21 protein-coding genes are annotated in these 21,097 nt (G+C 61.5%); 8 read left to right on the top strand and 13 right to left on the bottom strand.

Going from position 1 to position 21,097, the window contains the following annotated elements:
* Positions 1–362: 362 nt before the first annotated feature.
* The 12 genes from ACQR07_RS29265 to nac all read right to left on the bottom strand — a co-directional run bounded on the left by ACQR07_RS29265 (position 363) and on the right by nac (position 10,055).
* Entirely contained in the window at positions 363–1,208 is an 846-nt protein-coding gene (locus ACQR07_RS29265) for an ABC transporter substrate-binding protein (protein WP_434905655.1), read from the bottom strand.
* Between the two features lie 40 nt (positions 1,209–1,248).
* Entirely contained in the window at positions 1,249–2,025 is a 777-nt protein-coding gene (locus ACQR07_RS29260) for an amino acid ABC transporter ATP-binding protein (protein WP_434905548.1), read from the bottom strand.
* 1 nt (position 2,026) lies between these two features.
* Complete coding sequence (locus tag ACQR07_RS29255; RefSeq protein WP_434905654.1) at positions 2,027–2,782, bottom strand: amino acid ABC transporter permease; 756 nt, start codon at positions 2,780–2,782, stop codon at positions 2,027–2,029.
* A gap of 8 nt (positions 2,783–2,790) precedes the next feature.
* Positions 2,791–3,492 carry an amino acid ABC transporter permease gene (locus ACQR07_RS29250; RefSeq protein WP_434905547.1) on the bottom strand — a complete coding sequence of 234 codons (702 nt, stop codon included), beginning with the start codon at positions 3,490–3,492 and terminating at the stop codon, positions 2,791–2,793.
* Between the two features lie 14 nt (positions 3,493–3,506).
* Positions 3,507–4,274 carry an SDR family oxidoreductase gene (locus ACQR07_RS29245; protein WP_434905546.1) on the bottom strand — a complete coding sequence of 256 codons (768 nt, stop codon included), beginning with the start codon at positions 4,272–4,274 and terminating at the stop codon, positions 3,507–3,509.
* Between the two features lie 83 nt (positions 4,275–4,357).
* A complete protein-coding gene (locus tag ACQR07_RS29240) occupies positions 4,358–5,152 on the bottom strand; it encodes a LamB/YcsF family protein (protein ID WP_434905545.1) in 795 nt (264 codons plus the stop codon).
* Positions 5,149–5,568: a biotin/lipoyl-containing protein gene (locus ACQR07_RS29235; protein WP_434905544.1), complete on the bottom strand. Its 420-nt coding sequence runs from the start codon at positions 5,566–5,568 to the stop codon at positions 5,149–5,151. The genes ACQR07_RS29240 and ACQR07_RS29235 overlap by 4 nt, the downstream gene beginning before the upstream one ends.
* The gene (locus ACQR07_RS29230; RefSeq protein WP_434905543.1) at positions 5,565–6,551 is read right to left on the bottom strand and encodes a biotin-dependent carboxyltransferase family protein; all 987 of its coding nucleotides are present in this window, start codon (positions 6,549–6,551) and stop codon (positions 5,565–5,567) included. The genes ACQR07_RS29235 and ACQR07_RS29230 overlap by 4 nt, the downstream gene beginning before the upstream one ends.
* Positions 6,548–7,207 (bottom strand): 5-oxoprolinase subunit PxpB, encoded by a 660-nt coding sequence (gene pxpB, locus ACQR07_RS29225; RefSeq protein WP_434905542.1) that lies wholly within the window; start codon positions 7,205–7,207, stop codon positions 6,548–6,550. The genes ACQR07_RS29230 and pxpB overlap by 4 nt, the downstream gene beginning before the upstream one ends.
* Positions 7,204–8,556 (bottom strand): acetyl-CoA carboxylase biotin carboxylase subunit, encoded by a 1,353-nt coding sequence (gene accC, locus ACQR07_RS29220; protein ID WP_434905541.1) that lies wholly within the window; start codon positions 8,554–8,556, stop codon positions 7,204–7,206. Before accC ends, pxpB begins: the two co-directional genes overlap by 4 nt.
* Positions 8,557–8,560: 4 nt before the next feature.
* The gene (locus ACQR07_RS29215) at positions 8,561–9,001 is read right to left on the bottom strand and encodes an acetyl-CoA carboxylase biotin carboxyl carrier protein (RefSeq protein ID WP_434905540.1); all 441 of its coding nucleotides are present in this window, start codon (positions 8,999–9,001) and stop codon (positions 8,561–8,563) included.
* A gap of 115 nt (positions 9,002–9,116) precedes the next feature.
* On the bottom strand, positions 9,117–10,055 hold the full coding sequence (nac, locus tag ACQR07_RS29210) for a nitrogen assimilation transcriptional regulator NAC (RefSeq protein ID WP_434905539.1): 939 nt from the start codon (positions 10,053–10,055) through the stop codon (positions 9,117–9,119).
* Between the two features lie 142 nt (positions 10,056–10,197).
* Here nac and ACQR07_RS29205 point away from each other — a divergent pair, with 142 nt between their 5' ends.
* Both ACQR07_RS29205 and ACQR07_RS29200 read left to right on the top strand, forming a co-directional pair.
* Complete coding sequence (locus ACQR07_RS29205; RefSeq protein ID WP_434905538.1) at positions 10,198–11,406, top strand: aspartate transaminase; 1,209 nt, start codon at positions 10,198–10,200, stop codon at positions 11,404–11,406.
* Positions 11,407–11,427: 21 nt separating this feature from the next.
* Complete coding sequence (locus ACQR07_RS29200; RefSeq protein ID WP_434905537.1) at positions 11,428–12,093, top strand: RraA family protein; 666 nt, start codon at positions 11,428–11,430, stop codon at positions 12,091–12,093.
* Positions 12,094–12,654: 561 nt separating this feature from the next.
* On the opposite strand, the gene ACQR07_RS29195 is transcribed toward ACQR07_RS29200, so the two are convergent.
* Complete coding sequence (locus ACQR07_RS29195; RefSeq protein WP_434905536.1) at positions 12,655–12,870, bottom strand: hypothetical protein; 216 nt, start codon at positions 12,868–12,870, stop codon at positions 12,655–12,657.
* Positions 12,871–13,305: 435 nt separating this feature from the next.
* On the opposite strand from ACQR07_RS29195, the gene ACQR07_RS29190 reads away from it, so the two are divergent.
* The 6 genes from ACQR07_RS29190 (at position 13,306) to ACQR07_RS29165 (ending at position 20,419) form a co-directional block, all read left to right on the top strand.
* On the top strand, positions 13,306–14,229 hold the full coding sequence (locus ACQR07_RS29190) for a hypothetical protein (protein ID WP_434905535.1): 924 nt from the start codon (positions 13,306–13,308) through the stop codon (positions 14,227–14,229).
* 26 nt (positions 14,230–14,255) lie between these two features.
* Complete coding sequence (locus ACQR07_RS29185; RefSeq protein ID WP_434905534.1) at positions 14,256–15,959, top strand: leucine-rich repeat domain-containing protein; 1,704 nt, start codon at positions 14,256–14,258, stop codon at positions 15,957–15,959.
* A gap of 1,240 nt (positions 15,960–17,199) precedes the next feature.
* A complete protein-coding gene (locus ACQR07_RS29180) occupies positions 17,200–18,405 on the top strand; it encodes an SIR2 family protein (RefSeq protein WP_434905533.1) in 1,206 nt (401 codons plus the stop codon).
* Positions 18,402–19,637 carry an ATP-binding protein gene (locus tag ACQR07_RS29175; RefSeq protein ID WP_434905532.1) on the top strand — a complete coding sequence of 412 codons (1,236 nt, stop codon included), beginning with the start codon at positions 18,402–18,404 and terminating at the stop codon, positions 19,635–19,637. Before ACQR07_RS29180 ends, ACQR07_RS29175 begins: the two co-directional genes overlap by 4 nt.
* Positions 19,619–20,212: an ATP-binding protein gene (locus ACQR07_RS29170; protein ID WP_434905531.1), complete on the top strand. Its 594-nt coding sequence runs from the start codon at positions 19,619–19,621 to the stop codon at positions 20,210–20,212. The genes ACQR07_RS29175 and ACQR07_RS29170 overlap by 19 nt, the downstream gene beginning before the upstream one ends.
* Positions 20,213–20,419: a KTSC domain-containing protein gene (locus ACQR07_RS29165; protein WP_434905530.1), complete on the top strand. Its 207-nt coding sequence runs from the start codon at positions 20,213–20,215 to the stop codon at positions 20,417–20,419.
* Positions 20,420–21,097 lie beyond the last annotated feature (678 nt).

Genomic DNA, 21,097 nt, shown 5'->3' with positions numbered 1-21,097 from the left:
GCGCCTTCCATTCGAGCCGGGAGTGCGTGCCTAGCGTCGTTATAGTCGCGATCGCCAGCATCGGAGCGCAACGCGGCCTTGGAAAGCGGAGTGAACAGCGTCTATTCCCGCAGGCTGCTTGTTGAAGCTCTCCAATGGCGGCGTTCTGCCCGCCACCGGTGATTGTTCTGGCGCGCAGCCAGCGACTCTGGAGGTGCAGAGGAAAACGCTCTGCCTCCAGTCAACGGGTCACGACACTCGTTTTCGCGCTGGCCGCAGGGAAGCCCCTGCCCCTCGCCGCCCAAGCGGCGATGGAGCAGGTTGCGAGTACTTTGGCTCGGCACGGTGCTGCCATGATCGATTGAATGGTGCCGGTTCACAACTCAGGGGATCGGCGTAAATTTCAGCTGGCTAAGCGGCGCGACCTTGTCGGTACGTGTCATCTTGAACTCAGTGGTCGGACCCAGCCACTTGTCCCAGAGCTGGTTGATCTCGCCGGCCTGGTCCATCGCGAGTAAGGTTTCGTTGACCTTCGCGAGCAGCGCCGGCTCGTCCTTCTTCATGCCAACGCCGATCGGCTGGAGCACCATGGGCTCTTCGATCATCTTCAGCGGCTGCCCGGCCTCCTTGGACTGGTTGACGAGCTTGGTGATGGTCATGGTGTTGGCGACCATTCCGACTGCCTTGTTCTGCTGAACCGCCATGAAGGCTGAACCGGTATCGACGAAAGTCAGCGGGTCGGATTCATTCATCTTGATCGCCATCTCCGACGTCGATCCTTTGGTCGACGCGAGCCGCTTACCTTTGAAGTCGGCCTTGGCAGTCCCTGGGTCGCTCGCCTTCACTGCGAGCATTTCCTTGGCAATGTAATACGGATCGGAAAACTGGATCTGCTCGGCGCGTCCAAGCGTGTAGGCGAGGTTTGCCACCGTGATGTCGACGTGGCCGAGCTTGACCTCCGGCACGCGCGCCTCGACCGAGAGCGGTGTGACCTTTGCCGTAACGCCCCATCGTTGCGCGATCGCCTTGCAGAGGTCGACGTCGAAGCCGACCATCTCCCGCGTCTTGGCATCAGGTGCCGCAAACGGCGGCACGTCCGCGAAGGTTCCGCAGCGCAGTTCCTTGCGCTGGATGATATCCGAGAGCTGATCGGCGCTTGCCGCCGACACAATCCCGGCAAGGCCTGCGATCGCGGCCACGAAGCCGATTGGCCAGTTCTTGAAAGACATCGGTATTCTCCTCCAGGTTGGTTGTATAAAGCCGGTACGGTCACCTTGTGTGCAGGTCCGACAGAAAGCGCTTCGCACGCGGGTGTTGCGGCGAGCGGAAGAAGTCGCCCGGCGCCGCCGTCTCGAGCACCTTTCCGGCGTCCATGAACCAGACGCGATCGGCGACATCCCGCGCGAAATTCATCTCGTGGGTCACGCACATCATGGTCATTCCGTCGCGCGCGAGCGTGCGCATTACCGAAAGCACCTCGCCCACCATCTCCGGATCGAGCGCGCTGGTCGGTTCGTCGAACAGCATCGCAGGCGGCTCCATGGCGAGCGCACGCGCGATCGCCACGCGTTGCTGCTGTCCACCGGAGAGCTGGGCTGGATAGTTCTGCGCCTTGTCGGAGAGTCCGACGCGGTCCAGCAGCCGAAGGGCGGCTTCACGCGCATCGCTGCGCTTGACGCCGTTCACCTTCATCGGCGACAGCATGACATTGTCGAGTGCACTGAGATGCGGAAACAGGTTGAAGCTCTGGAACACGAAGCCGATCCGGCTGCGCAACTGATTCAGCGCCGAGCTGCGCAGTTTGGCGTGGACGTCCTGCCCCTGGAACAAGACGGAGCCCGACTGGATCTGTTCGAGCCGGTTGACGGTGCGGATCAGCGTCGACTTGCCCGAACCGGACGGCCCGCAGACCACCACCACTTCGCCCTTCTTGACCTCGGCATTGACGTCGGTCAGCGCGGCGAGCGAACCGTAGAATTTGTGGACGGCGACGAACTGGATCATCGGGGCCGCTTCGCCGGCTGGGATTGCGTTCGACACGGTCATGTCATGTCCCTGATGCGCTTGCGGGGGTGGCAGGCAGTGCGGATGCAGCAGCCGTCAGGCTCGAGGTCCTGCGCGCGGCAATCCGCCGCTCGACCACGCCGATGACCAGCGTCAGACTCCAGCAGACCGCGTAGTAGCTGATGGCCAGAATGAAGTAGACTTCGAACGGCCTGGTCAGCAGCCGGTTGTTGATCTGGCCGGCCGCAAAGGTGAGCTCGGGGACGTTGATGATGTAGCCGAGCGTGGTCTCCTTGATCGTGGAGACAAACTGGCTGAGGATGCTCGGGATCATGTTGAACAGCGCCTGCGGCAGGATCACGTAACGCATCGCACCGAGATGGCTGTGTCCGAGCGCGCGGGCGGCATCCGTCTGGCCCTTGGGGAGTGCCTGGATGCCGGCGCGCACGATCTCGCTCAGGAACGCGGCCTCATAGCCGACCAGCGTGACCAACATGGTCGTGAACGCCGGCACGCTGTGGCCGATCAGGACCGGCAGCACGAAGTAGACCCACAGGATGATCAGCAGCAGCGGCACTCCGCGGGTGACGTAGACGACGGCCGTCACTGGCCAGCGCAACGCGCGCCATGGCGACAGCGCGGCCAGCGCCATCAGGACGCTCAGCGGAAAGGCCAACCCGATGCCAAGGACGGAGAGGATGATCGTGGCCGAAATGCCGCCGAGCGGACCGTTTGGATACTGGCCGATCAGCAGCAATAACCAGTTGTCCCTGACGATTTCGAACATGCTCTGCAGCATCGTCATGGTCAGTTGGCTCCGGCCATACGGCTGCGCTGCTCCAGGATGTGACCAAGCCACATCAGCAGCAGCGAGCAGACGAGATAGACGATCGTCGCAATCAGGTAGGTTTCGAACGGACGGAAGCTCTGATTCTCGACCTCCTTCACGGCGTGGGTCAATTCGGCGACGCCGATCGCCATCGCCAGACTGGAATTCTTGAACAGCGAGACCGTGTGGTTCACCAGCGCTGGCATCGCGTTGCGAATGGCCTGCGGCAGCAGGATGTAGGCCATTGCGCCAAGGTAGCTGTGCCCGAGCGCCCGGGCAGCCTCCCATTGACCGGTCGGCACCGCCCGCAGCCCGGAGCGCTGGTCTTCGCTGAAATACGCCGCCTGGCACAACCCCAGGGCAATAATGGCGAACACCGCTTCGCCGTTGTGATCGCTGAGCCACATCTGCAACGAATCCGGCAGCAGGCTCGAAATGCCGAAGTACCACAGCATGAGCTGCACCAGCGTCGGCACATTGCGATGGTAGGACACGTAGATCGCAACAAGGCCGTCAGCGATCCGGCTCGGCAGCATCCGGACCGCAAGAAGGACCATCCCAAGACTCATCGCCAGCAGCCACGAGCCGATGAAGATGATGAAGGTCATCTTGACCCCATGGACCAGCATCCGGCTGAACTCCGGATTGTGCAGGACGGCCATGAGGTCAAAGCCCTTCATCGCGCGCCCTCCATCTAGGCCTGGAGAACGGTTCTGGGGGAGCTCTCGGGGCGAGTGGTCGACAAGCCACCCGGCACTTGCAAGGTCGGTGTGATCTCGATGTAGCCGACATTCACCGCCACCGGTGCCGCGATCGCAAACGCGATCGCGTCGGCGATATCCTTTGCCTCGGGCAGTTCAAAGCCTTCGATGAAGTTCGCGCGTGTTTCGGCACTGTCGCCGTGGACGTGGGCGAAGATATCAGTTGCAACACGGCCCGGGCAGATCTCGGTGACGCGCACGCGTCTGCCGAAGCAATCGACCCTGAGCTGACTGGTCAGCATGCCGACCGCCGCCTTGGTCGCGTGATAGGTCGAATTGCCCGCAAAATTGTAAGCGCCGGCAATCGAGGTGATGTTCACCACATGGCCGCGATCGCGCTGGGCCATGCCCGGCACCAGCAATCGGCAGAGATGCAGGATCGCGCGCAGGTTGACATCGACCAGCAGATCGATGTCCTCCGCATCCGCCTGGAGAAACTTCTTCGGCCGGTCGACGCCCGCGCTGTTGACGAGCACGTCGACCTCGATGGCCTGAACGAGCTTGGTGATCGCGGCGATATCCCTGACGTCGATCGCGTGCGGGATGCAGCCGGTGCGATCGGCCAGGGCTTTCAGCGCGTCGGCGTTGCGCGCCAGCGCATGAACCTTCAGGCCCTCACGCGCCAGGCGCTCGACGACCGCCAGGCCAATGCCAGACGAGGCGCCGGTGACGAGAGCGGTCCTGTAATCGGAGAATGGCATCTGGCTCCTCACGTTCTCAACACGCTAGACGATCGCGCAACATCCCCGCCAAGACGGATTGGCTGTGGCGGGATAAGGTCCCCTTATGATCGTCCGGCCACCCCGCCAGGGCCCGCCACAAGCCGGGAAACCGGCACGATCTCGCCGCCTGCGGCCTCGATCGAGGCTCGAATCGCGCGGGCCAGTTCAACGGCGCCCTGCGTATCCCCGTGCAGCAGGATCGACTTGGCCGGCATGGCGAGCGCCTTTCCGCTGGCCGCCAAGACCACTCCATCCCGCAGCAGACGCTCGACCCGCTCGGCGACCGCCGCGGCATCGTGAATCACCGCGCCGGGCTTGGCCCGCGACACCAGCAGACCGTCGTCGTCATAGGCCCGGTCGGCGAGGAACGTCGTGGCAACCTTGATACCGCACGATGCCGCGGCTCCCTCGATGGCGCGGCTGCTCGAGGAAACGATCAAGAGATCGGAATCGAAGGCAGCGACCGCGCGAACCAATGGCAAAGCAAGATCGGCGTCGGCCGCAGCCATGTTGCCCAGCGCCCCGTGAAAACTCATATGCGTGACGCGGTGCCCGACGGCCCGCGCGATGCCATCGAGCGCGCCGAGCTGGTAGGTGACCATGGCGGCGAGTTCGGCGGCGTCGATCTGCATCACGCGCCGGCCAAATCCCTGACGGTCCGGAAACCCGACATGCGCCCCCAGGTCGACGCCGCGCGCCCTGGCGCGCTCCGCCGTGCGCTGCATGATCAGCGGATCGCCGGCATGGAAGCCGCAGGCGACGTTGGCCGAAGACACGAGGTCCAGCAGCGCCTCGTCATTGCCCATTGGCCACGGACCAAAACCTTCGCCCATATCGGCGTTGAGATCGATCTTCATGATGTCTGACCTTCGATCGGCTGTAGTACGAACAGCGGCGCGCCATAGCCGACGATCGTGCCGTGTGCGGCCAGCACATCGGTCACCAAGCCTGCCCGGGGCGCCGGCACCGCCATCAGCAAGGGCCCGATCTGCAGGAAGCCGAGAGGCTCGCCAGCCCGGACATCGGCGGCGACCGCCGCGATTGTCCGATCGTGGAGCGGATGACGATCGAGAAAGAGGCCCGGCGAAGGCGCGCCAACGGTTATCGTCGGGGCGTCGACCGACAGCGGCTCCTCGCCTTCGACGGCGCGCACCGATGCGCCATCGTTGACCAGGCGCAAATTGGCGCCCGGCCCCCGGAGCTCGAGCAGCGCGAGGTCGGCGCCCTTGAGCCAGGCGCCCAACTGGTCGACGTGATCGAGAGGATTGCTCATCGGCCTCCCCCTTCGCCGCAATGAAGCTCGACGAGCCGGCGGGCGTTAGCCATCCAGCGGCGGACATCCACAGAAGCGCCCAGCGCTTCGTCCCAGCTGCAGCGGATGAAGCGAACACTGCTCCCGATCGGAGCCTGGCCGAGACGCCACAGGTCTGCCTCGATCACGGTGCCGATCTTCGGATAGCCGCCGGAAGGTTGCGCGTCGCGCATCTGGATGATCGGCTGGCCGCCATGGGGCACCTGAATGACGCCTGGCACGATTCCGTGCGAGCGCAATTCCAGCCGGCGAAGCGGGTTGAGCGCCTCACCGGCAAGCCGGTAACCGTAGCGGTCGCTCTGCGGGGTGATTTTCCAGGCCGTCGACCACAATGCCTCCTTTGACGGATCGGTGAAGCAGTCGTACTCGGCGGCCGGCAACACGCGAACGGCCGGCACGCCGTCGGCCTGAAGCGGAAGCGACAGCCCGGGCGGCACCAGACCGAAGCCGGGCACGGCCCGGCCGTTCGGACGGCCGGCTCGCAGTTCGTCGCCATCGCGGAGCGCTCGTCCCTCATGGCCGCCAAACGAGCCTCTCAATTGCGTGCTGCGCGAACCGAGCACGACCGGTGACTCGATGCCATCGGCGATACACAGATAAGCGCGGGTTGCGCGCCAAGTCGCCGGCTTGGGAAGGGAAAGCGACAAGACCTGTCCCGCTTCGGCGCGATACGCCCACCAGGGCAACAATGGCGTCTCATCGAGCCGTGCCGCGCAGTCGGCGCCGGTGACGGCAAAAACAGTCGCGCCCTCGAACCGGACCTTGAACGGAAACACCGGTATCTCGACGGCTGCGGCGTTCTCCTCGTTGCGCAGCAGAATGTTGCCGCCAGCCAGCGCCAGCGGATCCATGGCGCCCGACGTTCCGACGCCGAGATTGAGCGCGCCGGTACGGCCGAGGTCCTGAACCGTCGCGAGCGCACCTGCTGACAAGACCCTGATCATCGCAGCACCCGGACAGCTTTGAAGCGAATACGATCGCCCGGCTGAAGCAGCGCGGGCGGCCTGCGATTCACATCGAAGAATGCGACCTCCGTGCTACCGATCGTGTTCCATCCGCTGGGGCCGTCGGAGGCGGACACGCCGGTCTGGCTACCGCCGATCGAGACAGCCCCACATGGAATCTTCAGCACCGGCACCTTGCGGCGCGGCGTCGCGATGCGTGCATCCATGCCACCGAGGTAGCAGTAGCCTGGGTGACTTCCGAGCGCGAACACGGTGTAGGTTGGCGCGCTGTGGCGTTCCACGATCTCATCGACATGCATGCCGGTGTGTTCGGCCACATCTGCCATGTGCGGCCCGGCTTCGCCGCCATACACGACGGGTAGATCGATGCAGCGCCCGGCGATCGGAAGCGGCTCGACGACGTTCCAGCGCTCGATAAGCCGTTGCGCGAACTCCTCCGGCCGTCGCGGCGGCTCGACAAAGACCAGCATGAGGTTATTCATGCCCGGCACGGCCTCACGCACGCCGGAAAATTCGGCAGCGTCGCGCGCCAGCGCCCAGATCCGCCGCTGCGTTTCCAGCGTGGTCTCGCCAGGCGCCTCGAACAGCAGCGCCGTCGTCCCAAGCAGGCTCGTGCGAGGCCGATCCACCGTCATGGCTGTCCACTTCGGCGCAGCTTGGTCTCAAGATGATGGATGCTGACACCACCACGGATAAAATCGGGATCGGCGACCAGGCGCTGATGCAGCGGCAGGTTGGTTGCAATCCCCTCGATCCGGGCTTCGTCGAGCGCCACGCGCAACCGCGCCAGCGCCTCATCGCGCGTCGCGCCGTGGACGATGAGCTTGCCGAGCAGCGAGTCGTAGTACGACGACACGCGATAGCCGGCACTCGCGTGACTGTCGATGCGCACGCCAGGTCCGCCGGGCATCTGCCAGGTTTCAATCACTCCCGGAGAAGGCACGAAGCTGTCCGGGTCTTCGGCATTGATCCGGCACTCGACGGCATGACCGTGACAGGCGATGTCGTCCTGCCTGAACGACAGCCTTTCACCCTGCGCCACACGGATCTGAGCCTCGACAAGATCGATCCCGGTGGTCATCTCGGTGACGGGATGTTCGACCTGCAGGCGCGTATTCATCTCGATGAAGTAGAACGCCTCATCTTCGACCAGAAATTCGAAAGTGCCGACGCCGCGGTAGCCGATCTGCCGGCAAGCCTCTGCGCAGCGCTCGCCGATGTCACGGACCAGCGTATCCCGGATGAGCGGAGCTGGCGCCTCTTCGATCACCTTCTGATGTCGCCGCTGTAGCGAGCAATCACGACTGCCAAGCCAGACCGCGTCACCATGCGTATCAGCGATCACCTGGATCTCGACGTGGCGCGGGCGGCCCAGGAATTTCTCGACATAGATGTCGCTGTTGCCGAACGTCCGTCGCGCTTCTTCCCGGGTCAGGAGCAGCGCGTCGCGCAAGCCGTCCTCACTCTCCACCATCCGCATGCCCCGACCGCCCCCGCCGCCCGCAGCCTTCAGGATCACGGGGTAACCGATCTCGCGCGCCACTGCGCGCGAGGCATCGAGATCCTCAGTCAGCGCCGCATCGGGACCGGGAACGCACGGAACGCCCGCGGCTCTCATGGCCCGCTTGGCCGCGATCTTATCGCCCATCACACGCATGCTCGCAGCCGTTGGACCTATGAATGTCAGGCCTGCGGCCTCGACCTGCTCCGCAAAACCTGCATTTTCGGACAGGAATCCGTAGCCGGGATGGATCGCCTGGGCCCCGCTGATTTCGGCTGCGAACAGGATAGCCCTCTGGTTCAGGTAACTCTGCCCTGCCGCAGCAGGCCCGATGCACAGAGCCTGGTCCGCATGACGCACGCACAGCGCGTCTCGATCGGCCTCGGAATGGACCACAATCGTTCGCAATCCGAGACGCCGACAGGTCCGCTGGATCCGCAGCGCGATCTCTCCCCGATTGGCTATGAGGACCGATTGAAACATCTGATCACGCGAACCGTATCAGCTCCTGGCCGGCCTCGACTTCCTGACCAGAGGCAACGAGGATCTCCGACACTGTGCCGTCCTGTTCAGCGCGAACCTCATGGAACATCTTCATCGCCTCGATGACGCAGAGTGGCGTTCCAGACGTCACGGTCTGGCCAGCCGAAACAAAGACTGGAGCACCCGGCGCGGGCTGCAGATGGACAATTCCGAACAAGGGCGCTGCTGCGCTCGTCATTTTCGTCGGCGCCGTATCGGGTTGCACGCGAGCCGGCCGCTGCCGCGCATGCGCGGGCAGAGCGGACCTGGCCGGTGCCTCAATCAGGTCCCCCGACGGCGGACACCGGACCAGCCTGAGCGACCAGCCGTCTTCGCTGAATTCCATCTCGTTCAGATCAGACGCTGCCATCGCGTCGATCAGAGCCTTGATACGGTTCAGGTCCATGCAGCGCCGCCCGTTCGGGGATCGTGGCTTGGCGCGGTCGTAGCGCCTGGGTCGACGCTAGCGCTATTGATTCCTGCCGGCCAAGACGGATTGGCTTTGCCCCTATAAGGGAGCGCTATGACCCTTTTGGAGACCGCTCTTCATGAGCGACGAGGTTTCCCGGCAGACCGGCCACAAGCTCCAGCAGGATATCCTTGATCGCCTGCGCAGGCTCAGACAGCGGCAGGTGATCGGACTGGCAAAGCGCCAACGGCGCTTCGATCACAGGATTGACGATGCACGATTGCCATGCATCACACGACGATGCGACCTGCCGCGCCATCGATTCGGGCAGGATGGTCGCGCCAAGTCCGTCGGCGATCACAGCTGTCAGGGTGCTGGCGGATTCGATTTCCGCCACGACCTTCGGCACCTTGCCGATGGCCGCGAACGCGTCGTTCACCATCTTGCGGACGACATTGTACGGACGCGCGAGGTAAAGGTCGGTGTCAACCAGCATCGCGAGCGGCACTTCAGCCGGAGGTGCCACCATGCTGCCACGGCCAACAAGGTAAAGCGGCTCTCGCAGCAGCGGCAGGAATGCCAGGCCGTGGACAGCGGTCTTGCCGCCGTAGAGGACGGCCAGATCCATGCGGCCATTCATAATGAGTTCGGAGAGCGTGCTCCCGTAAGTTTCGTTCAGATAGAGCAGAATGCCCGGGTGCCGCGCCCGTACCGCGCGCAGCAGCGGCAGGGCGAGTCCCGCCGCGGCCGTCCCTGGCGCCAATCCCACGGCCACGGCGCCGGAAATGTTCTTCGCGGCGGCATTCATGTCGGCGCGCGCCTGGTCGCATTGCCGGAGGATCAGCTGGGCGTGGCGATACAGCACCTTGCCCGCCTCGGTCGGCACCACGCCGCTTTTGGTGCGCACGAGAAGCTGCTGACGCACTTCTCCTTCGAGGGTCGCGAGTTGCTGACTCAGGGCCGGCTGCGCCACATGCAGCACATCGGCGGCTTGCGTCAGGCTGCCGACGTCGACGATCTTCACGAAATACTGCAGTCGCCTGAGATTCACGTCGTTTCCTCAGACCGCCTCCCGTTGCTGACCCGGAGCAGAACATCCATAAGATATGCCTATCAGGCCAGATCGAACTCGTGTTGGCCAGCGCCCGGCTCTGTCTCTAGCGTCGCACCTCGCTTAGCCAGGGTCAATCACTATGAACCATCCTCGTATCTCCGCACGCGTGAGGCGCATCAAGCCGTCGCCCAGCTCGGCGGCCGCCGATCGGGCAACGGCGCTGAAGCGAGAGGGCAAAAACATCGTCAGCCTCGTCGTCGGCGAGCCGGACTTCGATACGCCTGCGAACATTCGCGCCGCGGCCTCAAAGGCAATGGACCAGGGCGCAACCCGCTACACGATGTTGGCTGGTTCCGTTGATCTTCGCCAAGCGATCGCCGCGAAACTGAAGCGCGAGAACGATCTCACCTACGCACCTTCCGACATTATCGTCACCAATGGTTGCAAGAGCGGCATCTACAGCGCGCTCGAGGCGACGATCGAGGCTGGTGACGAGGTGATCATCCCGGCGCCCTATTGGGTGTCATACCCCGATATGGTGATCGCCTGCGACGGTGTGTCGAAGATCGTCGCGTGCTCAGAAAGCCAAAGCTTCAAGATCTCGCCGGCGCAGCTTGACGCGGCGATCACGGACAGGACGCGATGGCTGATCATCAACTCGCCGTCGAATCCGACGGGCGCGAGCTACTCAGCGGAAGATTATCGCATGCTGGCCGAGGTCCTCGCACGGCATCCGCACGTATTGGTCATGACCGATGACATCTACGAACACATCCGCTTCGACGATCGCAGGACGCCACATTTGCTGAACGCCGCCCCCGAACTCGCGGACCGCGTGCTTGCGGTCAACGGCGTGTCGAAGACCTACGCGATGACCGGCTGGCGGATCGGCTGGATCGCCGGGCCCTCCGACCTCATCGGCGCGCTGAACACTCTGCTGTCGCAGGCCGCCGGCAACGCCTGCTCGATCAGCCAGGCTGCCGCCGTCGAAGCCCTCAATGGAGATCAGAGTTTCGTTGCAGAAAGCGTCGCGATCTACCGGACCCGCCGCGATCGCATGCTGTCGCGCATCAACCAGATCGAGGGCCTGAGCTGCCTGCCGCCCGACGGCGCGTTCTATCTCTACGTCAATTGTGCTGGCTTGATCGGCCGACGGACACCGGCCGGCACGAGCCTCGAAACCGACGGTGACGTCGCGATGTACCTGCTCGAAAGCGTCGGTGTCGCCGTGGTTCAAGGCAGCGCCTACGGCTTGTCGCCGTACTTCCGCATTTCGATCGCGGCGTCGCTCGAAGTCCTCGACGACGGCGCCAGTCGCATCGCTCACGCCGTTTCCGAACTCCGCTGACACCCCGATCGAGAGCATCTCATGGCAAACACCGGCATTGTGAAGAACCCTTCGGCTCCGCAAGTCGATCCAGCGGTGATCGCGAAACTGCGGACCATCGCGGTCGCCCTGCTCAGCGATCAGCTGCACCGCAGTTGCGGCAGCACCGGGCTAATCCCGTATCACTCTCCGGCACCGATGGTAGGCACTGCGGTGACGGTGAAGACGCGCGGCGGCGACAACCTTGCCATCCTACGCGCCTATGACTTCTGTCGTCCTGGCGACGTGATGGTTGTCGATGCCGGCGGTGATATCTCCAACGCACTGGTCGGCGGCATCATGACGCTCGCCGCGGCCTCGCTCGGGCTTGCCGGCATGGTGCTCGACGGCGCCATTCGCGACGTTGCCGAGATTCGTCAGCGTACTTTTCCTGTGTACGCACGCGGCGTGACCCATCGCGGTCCATACAAGGATGGTCCCGGAGCGATCAACGTCCCGATCACCGTCGGGGGTATGCCCGTGAACGCGGGCGACATCATCGTGGGCGATCAGGACGGCCTCCTCGCCTTCCCACCGTCCGCGGCTGCAAGGGTCATCGAGAAAGCACTAGCCCAGGAACAGAATGAACACGGCACCATCCAGGCAATCCGTGAGGGCCGATGGGATCGCGCATTCGTCGATGCGCTCGAGGCACGTTGCGCCAACTGAGCGGCAAATAGTAATGCTCTGGTTGCGCATCAGCCGGATTCGCTCGCTGCAATATCCGTATCTACGACGCGAACATGTTCGACCTGCACCATTGCGTCTGCGCACGGCATCTCGTTGACATGAGGGGCGCGGAGGAGTTGGCGGAGAGGGAGTCCGCACTCAAAACCTAAATTACCATTTAATTTCATATATTTATATCAATCATCGCGCCAGCTGCCCATTCCTTCACCCGCACCATAACGGCGGATTGTAGCGGAAACCGGCGAACGATCCCGGCAACTGCAGGCCGGATCCAGGAGGCCGATGGAGGTGGTCGGAGCTTCCGCTACTCCTCGCGCGGCATCTGCCCACAATGGGGCCGAACAACTCCGCTCCTCTCGCCGTCGCCAGTTCTGATCTACCGATGGCCGAGATCGGCTTCCCACACGACTGACTTGCGCGCAAACGATGGAGGTTGTCTGATGAGCGCCGGCCCGTGCCTCTCCAACGTCCCCGTCCACGCATTTGGCCTGTTGAGGTGACGATTTCGTCAAAGGGGCGAACGGTGACGATGGTCCAATCTTAATGAAGCTCTCTTCTCCAGCGAGTCTGCGGCGTGATGAAGGGGCCGAAGTTGAGCCAAACCGGAATGCCGTCTTCGCGCGGCGCCACTGAGGTCGCGCGGAACTTGCCCTTCTCACGTGCCAGCATCTTGAGGCGGGTGTTGATTGCGTCGATGCCGGTGAAGATCAAGCGATTATTACGCCGAATCTGTAGCAGCTCACGGCTGAGCGTCACGAGCTCGAACTCCTGCGTGGGGCTCCGGGACGTTGGCATGCGTAAGGCCTCCAGCGCTCGCGGAGAAGCAGGGACCGCGCACTAGATGAAATATTCCATAATGTGGGCGGTTCCACAAGGTTGACTTCGTTGCGGGATGAAGGCCCGGCTCGCGCGGTTGCAACGGTGGCGGACCCACGAGCAGGAGCGTGCCCACGAGGGCCAGCATCACCAGGATCGCAAGAAGCGTGATCGCATACCAACCTTCGGCTTCACCCTTCAGGAGCCAGAAGATACATAGTCTCAAGCGGCTCGGTTTTGCTTTCGACTTGTTGGACGCCTTGGCTGCCATGACTTAGCTCCTGAATTGTAGGAGTTCTTCATTAGGACTTGGTCGGCCACGGCTGTAGAGCACAGCCCGGCAAGGATCGGACGATTTTCGGAAGGAAACGGAAAATGCCGAAAGATTCCGACGGCAATTGCGACGCCAAGTCCTACGCGGAACTGCTCGAATGGCACTTGTTCGACCATGGCACGCGACCAGGCGGGCAGCCCGACCGAAAAGGCGAAATCTGGCACCTCGGTCTGTTTGCCGCGGCTACGACCATCTCAGAGCGAACGCTTCGCAATATTCGGGGCGGTCAGCGCCCGTCAAATCGTATCCACTACCTGGTGGAACGGGAGTTGTTTGGCGACAGTGAATACTATGAAGAGTGGAAGACGCGTTTGCGCAAAGCCCGCAAGCCGATTCATGCTGGCAAGGATGACGCCGCACCGCTCTCGGATTGGCAGATACTGGGCGGCAGATTCACCGACGGGCTGGCGGAAGCGCGGTTGCATTCGCCTCGGCCAGGCAACGTGCCCAACAGTTTCTATGTCGATGCGACCCTCCGATTGGGCAGAGCCAAACACGACTATGAAGATCGTACGGTATCGATTGGCCTTGCGGAGGCTTTTCTGTCGCTTGAATCGCCGAGCTTCCAGATCGCGAAAGGGTCAATGATTGGCGAACGTGGTGAACATCCCAACTTCGAACCTGAAGTCGGCGGTGCGGGGATCAAGGGCCCGTGCCAGGAACTGGACGGTTGCCTGCAGGGCGATCCTCTCGGCGACGAGTACGTGGCAATCATCGAACCCGTCGGGGATGGGAAAGAGGAGGTCATCGGCGACGTGACGGGCGAGGTCTCACTATCGGTGCACGCCGGCCGCGCGATGTTTCAGGTGGCAGAGGTTGGTGACAAGGGTGAGCTCTTGCAAACCGCGCTGACGACCAACAAGCAAGGGGTTCTCAATGCGATCATTGGCGACGGGCTAGGGCGAGATCGGCAGGGTCGCCTGATTCTAGCGCGCGCCAGGATGCGTCGCAGATCCCGCACATGAGCATCACGCGAGACCATGTCCGCCGAATGATCGCGGTGCTCGACGCGTCCACGGACAGTTTCGTTGTGCTGGCGAGACTAGCCGAGCTCGACCCGTCGAAAGCTTTCCGGGGCGCGGTGCTTCGCGGTGTCGACTTGCGCAACGAGAACCTCGCCGGTTTCGACTTCTCACGCGCCGATCTGACCGGCGCAGATCTGCGCTCAGCCGATTTGTCGGGAGCGCGCGGGCTCGCTCGGGCCATTTTGACCGGAGTGGTGACGAACGCAGCGACGCGCTGGCCGGCGGAATTGAAGGCCGAGCAGGGGCGTGACCCATCGGGAGCCAAGTCAGCTTTCGAGACACCCAAGCCTATGGATGTTCCCGACGATGTGGAGCGCCAAGCTGCCAGGATGATTCTTGAGGGACGTGCGCCACCGGCCGGCTGGCGACCGTTCATCCGCACTTTGACATTCAATTCTGATGATGTACGGGACCTCAGCCTGCTGGCGGGCCTGACCGCGCTCCAAGAGCTCAATCTAAGAAAGACAGGGGTTACGGACGTCGGCCCGCTGGCGGCCCTGACCTCCCTCCAACAACTCAATCTATCGCAGTCAAAGGTAACGGACGTCGGCCCGTTAGCGGCCCTGACCGCGCTCCAACAGCTCGATCTGGAGAGGACAGAGGTCACGGACATCGGCCCGCTGGCGGGCCTGACCGCGCTCCAACAGCTCGGGTTGTGGGCGACAGGCGTCACGGACGTGGGCCCGCTGGCAGACCTGACTGGCCTCCAACAGCTCGATCTGGGGAGGACAGGGGTCACGGACGCCGGCCCGCTGGCGGCCCTGATTGCCCTCGAACAGCTCGATTTAAGGGAGACAGGGGTAACGGACGTCAGCCCGCTGGCTGCCCTGACGGCGCTTCAACAGCTCGATCTAAGGGAGACGGGGGTTACGGACGTGGGTCCGCTGGCGGGCCTGACCGCGCTCCAACATCTCAATCTGGGGATCACAGGGGTCACGCACGTCAGCCCGCTGGCGGGCCTGACGAGGCTCCGCCGGCTCGATTTAAGGGAGACAGGGATAACGGACGTTAGCCCGCTGGCTGCCCTGACGGCGCTTCAACAGCTCGATCTAAGGGAGACGGGGGTCACGGACGTCGGCCCGCTGGCGGGCCTGACCGCGCTCCAACATCTCAATCTGGGGATCACAGGGGTCACGGACGTCAGCCCGCTGTCGGGCCTGACCGCGCTCCGACAGCTCTACCTAAGGGAGACGGGGGTTATGGACGTGGGCCCGCTGGCGGGCCTGATCGCGCTCCGAGAGCTCGATCTAAAGGAGACAGGGGTCGCGGACGTCGGCCCGCTGGCGGCCCTGACCGCGCTCCAACATCTCAATCTGGAGATCACAGGGGTCACGGACGTCAGCCCGCTGACGGGCCTGACCGCGCTCCGACGGCTCCATCTAAGGAAGACTGGGGTAACGGACGTCAGCCCGCTGGCAGCCCTGAAGGCGCTTCAACAGCTCGATCTAGGGGAGACAGGGGTCACGGACGCGGACCCGCTGGCGGGCCTGACCGCGCTCCGACGGCTCGATCTGAGGGACACAGGGGTAACGGACGTCAGCCTGCTGACGGCCCTGACGATGCTTCAACAGCTCGATCGGGGGGAGACCGCGGGCACAGACGTCAGCCGGGTGGCGGGTCTAGCCGCGCCCCAACATCTCGATCTGAGCAAGAAGCGAGACAAAGCGTGACGGATGTTGACTCGCTCGCCGGCATTTCCCAGCTGCAATCCATTTCTGAGCATCAACGCCTGATCGCCGCAGTATATGCGAGTCGTTGAACCTCGATATCACCCTCGAGGCGCGACTTCGCTAGTGCACCCCGCGGATCCCCACTGCTCATGTGCTAATGGTTCGAACCAGGCTCGACTCACGACGGAGTCCGCGATTCGGCACAAGATATCTCTTTATGTTCGAGCGGGTGGGTGATTTGCGGGCGAGCGGTTCCACGGAGTTACCCCAGCTACTTGGCGATTGGAACGGAAAATCACAGACAACCGCGGCCGAATCTCCCAACCCGCGAAGTTTTACGAAATCTCTTTCATACCTCCAGGCTAAGAGGGATTCACGTCTAGCAGTGCTTGGAGCGAGCTCACGAGCACTAACCGCCGACGTCCTACAGTTGTCGCAATGAGATGCCCTGCCCCAATTAACTCGTAACGCTTGGTGCGTTCCAAGCCAGTTACCTCGCTTGCTTTAATCGTGCAGGTGAGCCGCTGAATGAACGGAATCGGCTTTAGTTCTCTAGATGACGGATTGGCTGGAGCAATCAGTAACCCTTTGCTTCTGTCTCCCCATCTTCGACTGGATTGCATCCTCCCTCCTACTTCACAGAGATCTGTGTGACGAGAGTTTGCTATGCCGCGATCAACGTCAATGCGGATGCTCGAGGGCTCCCGCGTACACTGGAGCACAGCGACGTCTGTTCGCGCGCATTTGGATATAAGCTGCGACATGAATTCTTTTCGCAATTAGGGAGGAGTGGCGGGCGCTGCAGCGAGTTAATGTTAGAGAGGCCTCCGTCAGCTTGGAAGGAAAAGACGCTCGAAGTGCCAGTCAACCGCAATGGCTTTTCGGCTTGTACAAGATGGCATTGCCCAGGCGCCTCGCTTGGTCACCTGCGCGCGACCAGAGAGGGTCACCCGCCCCGGATCGAGTAGTTAGTCAGCAATCGTACCGCGAGTGTATCCGCGAGAATTGGCGGACGTGACGGTGCGATCCAGCGCGGCATTGACGACGCCGCGAATTCATTTTTCGCTTTCAAGACGAAGCTAGCGGGCCCCGGAAAATCGCGGCTCTAGCCCGGCCTCTGCAATGAGGGCAAGGGGCCCTAATCCACTGAAAATACACGAATAACGGGCGCGCGATAAGATTGCACGCCACGGTGGCGTCGCGAGCGAATAATGATTAGCGTGTCCTAAAGGAGATTCGCGTGACTGAAAGCGTTCACAATCCCGATCAGTATATGGCAGCCCTGCGCACCATCGTTGCCCAAGGAAGGAAGCGCATGGGGTTCTTGATCGGCGCAGGTGCACCGGCCGGTATGGCCAAGCCTGACGGTAGCTATCCTCTCATACCTGCTGTGGCGGGCCTGACCGAGCAAGTGTTGAACTCGCTCGATACGAAATACGAGCCTGTCATCACCGCCTTGAAGACCGACCTTACGAAGCACGACATTGAGACCGTCCTGTCACGGGTACGTTCGTTTAGCCAATTTCTCGGCAAGCAAGAAGTTCACGGCCTTGATGGTGCAGGATACAAGACACTCGGCACCGACATCTGCAACCAGATTGGCAAAATCGTCAGTGTCGATTTGCCAAATTCCTCGTCGGCGTATAGCGAAATCGTCAACTGGATCACTGGGGCCGCACGGGATACGGCCATCGAGATTTTCACAACGAACTATGACCTGCTTTTCGAACAAGCGCTCGAAGCGGTGCGGGCGCCATACTTCGACGGATTTTCAGGCTCGTCTCAGCCGTTCTTCGATCCGGTGACGATTGCGCGCAACGATCTACCTCCGCGTTGGACACGCCTCTGGAAGCTTCACGGATCGTTGGGCTGGTCAGCAAAAGAAAATGGCGAAGTCATTCGCACGGGCGGCACCTCATCTACACATCTCGTTTTTCCAGAGCATTTGAAATACGATCAAACGCAGAAGGCACCGTACGCGGCACTCTTTGATAGACTCCGGTCGTTCCTGAGTTTGCAAGATACACTGCTCATTTCAATTGGCTTCTCTTATTCCGACGCCCACGTAACGTCACGGATTGACGAAGCGCTAGCGGGCAATCCATACGCGAGTGTCTTCGCGTTTCAGTTCAAGCCATTGGACGACGAAATAGCAGCGCGCGAGATAGCGAAGCGCCGCGCAAACTTCAGCGTCTACTGCCCCGACGGCGCAAAGGTGAATGGTACACGTGGGCGCTGGTCCTTGCCGAGCGAGCTCCCCAGTAAGGATTGGGGGCCCATTCGCGAAACCTACTGGCGCCAACCTTCCGACGACAAGCCTGCGCAGTTTTTACTTGGAGCGATCGAGCCATTCGCCAAGTTCTTCGCGGCTTCGCGTTCGCTTCAAGCGTATTCGCCGACAATTGAGCCAACCGCTCTGTCGGATGCGTCAGGAGCAACTAAATGACGTTGCCAACATTGCTCGGCCATATCGGCGCTGTCAGCGGTTCGACGGTCAGCATTCAGCAGATCGAAGGGGCCTTCTCCGGCATCTCAATCATTGGCGGGCGAAGTTATCGCGTTGGTCAGGTGGGTAGCTTCGTTCGAATTCCACAGGGCTATCATAACCTCTACGGAATCGTGTGCGACGTTGGCGCTAATGCAACGCCCGAAGCCGCCAAGAACTTAGCGGAGCGCGGTCACCGATGGATGACCGTTCAACTCGTCGGCGAAGTCATTGATGTGAGTTTCGAGCGAGGCATCAGCCAGTACCCGACGATCAATGACGAAGTTCATCTCGTAACCGAGGATGATCTTGCAAAAATCTACGGCACCAGCGAAGCCGGACAGATTCCGATTGGGCGCCTGTCAGGTGCTGAGAGCATACCCGTTCGCGTCGAGCTGGATAAGCTTGTCACACGACACAGCGCTGTTCTTGGCTCAACCGGATCGGGCAAATCGACGACCGTTACGAGCTTGCTTCGCTCTATCGCCGGGCAATCGCAGGATTCCAAGCCGCTCCCAAACGCCCGGATCTTGTTGATCGATATTCACGGCGAATACAGCACCGCGCTGAAGGAATTTGCAGAGGTCTTTCGCGTTAACCCCACGGAGGGAGAAAAACGGCTTTACATTCCATACTGGGCGACGGAAGCCGCAGAGCTTTTGACGTTTGTCATGGGAAAGCTCGAGGACAAAGCGTTCACCGCGATACTCGACAAAGTTCAGGCGGCAAAGCTTAAACGTGTTCAATCAGGAAAGTTCGATGGCGTCGACGAGAACGCCCTGACGACAGAAAGCCCAATTCCATTCAGCCTTAAACAGCTTTGGTTCGAGCTTATCGACCCGGAGGTCAAAACGTGGGACGATACCGCGCGCACCGTGCGCGCAATTCTCGCAGAGGGCGACGCGGAAAAACTAATTGCGCCACGATACAAACCCCCAACGACAACGAACACGCCGCCCTTCATCAATGGCTTCGGCGTTCTTTCAATTCGGCGGCAGCTGGAACATATGCGGTCGCGTCTTCTCGACAAGCAATATGATTTCATGCTGCGTCCGGGAGACTGGGAGCCTGATCTCGCAGGCAAAACAAAAATGATCTGGGCGACCTCCTTCGAGAATGGCTGGGCCATAACAAACCGATCACTATCCTTGATTTGTCCGGCGTTCCAAGCGCCGTGCTCATTCGGCTGGTAGGAAGCATCCTGAACATCATCTACGAGGCGCTTTTCTGGGGCCGCGAGTTACCGGAAGGCGGGCGTCAGCGACCCCAGCTTATCGTGATGGAAGAAGCTCACCGCTATCTGGGCAAAGAAACCGACAATCTTGCGCGCACGATGGTTCAGCGGGTTGTCAAGGAAGGACGGAAGTTTGGCCTGGGAGCGATGATCGTTAGTCAGCGCCCGACCGAAATTGACGAAACGATTCTATCGCAGTGCGGCACATTCATTGCGTTACGGCTGTCTAACTCTGCCGACCGCACCAAGGTGCAATCGGTGCTTCCAGATAGCCTGAGCGGGCTGATGGACAGTTTGCCGGTGCTGCGTACCGGCGAAGCCATCATTGCGGGCGAGGCTGCCAAACTGCCCATACGCTGTCGTATCACACTTCCGCCTGCCGGTCTGAGGCCAAGCAGCGAAGACCCGCTTGTTGCCGACGCTTGGGCAAAGCAATGGGCGCAGGGCGACTATGACCGAATTGCCGCGGCTTGGCGCTCCCAGAACCCACGCTGGGAACCGGAGAAACCTAAAGCAAAAACAAACGGAGAGTAGATGGAACGCGCAACGGTAACCTCAACGAACCTTGTTTCGGTTGGCTACGATCCAGCAAGCGAAACGCTTGAGGTCGAGTTCAAAGCGGGCGTCTATCAATACTATAACGTGCCACAGTTTATGTATGACCAGCTGATGCAGGCTCCGTCTATTGGGACGTTTTTCAATGCCAATATCAAGAACGCCTATGCGTGCGCCCGCGTGTGAAGTCGATCGGAAAGCGCCTTTTCATTAGGCACACGTCGTTCCGGAGACATTTATATGATCGTACTCGACTACGAGCCACGGTTGGTGCCCAATTTTGTCGGAAGAACCGCAGAGTTTGGCTGAACCGGGCAACAACGTCGAGGATGGGTTGGAATAAGCCACTCTTCATTTTCGGCCCCGGGGGATGGGCAAGACGGCGCTAATAATCCAGTTCCTGGCCCATGGCGCATTCGTAATCCGCCGCGTTGCCTGGCTTGACCTGTATGGCGAGTCCGACGCCGACATTGCAGTAGACAAGTTTGTGAATAAGATAAGGTCCAGCAAACCTTTGCCTCCTTTCACCGTTGTGATTGATGGCAGTGAAGCGTTGACCGATGAAAAATTTCGGTTTGTAGCGGATGATCTCGTTTTTCGGGACAGTGTTCGTACGCTCGTGCTCACCAGTCGTAGACAGCCCTTAGTCTTTGATTCAGAGGTTCTCGCACTCGAACCCCTCCTAATTCCTGACGCTGCGGCTCTGTTGGCAACCCTGTCGCCAATAGAGCTGGAACACGACGAAGTTCTGCGCGGTCTAAGAACGGCCCAGGGCCTCCCACTCGCAATCCACTTTCTAGCGAGCATCATGAATAGAAGCGAAACGGCCGAGCTGCTGGACCGCGACCGAGATGAAGGGCGGCA

Origin of the sequence: Bradyrhizobium sp. HKCCYLS20291, assembly GCF_051167715.1 — a bacterium.
In the GTDB taxonomy this organism is placed as follows: domain Bacteria; phylum Pseudomonadota; class Alphaproteobacteria; order Rhizobiales; family Xanthobacteraceae; genus Bradyrhizobium.
Note: the sequence above shows the minus strand (reverse complement) of the source record. Positions and strands in the feature narration are given on the sequence as shown.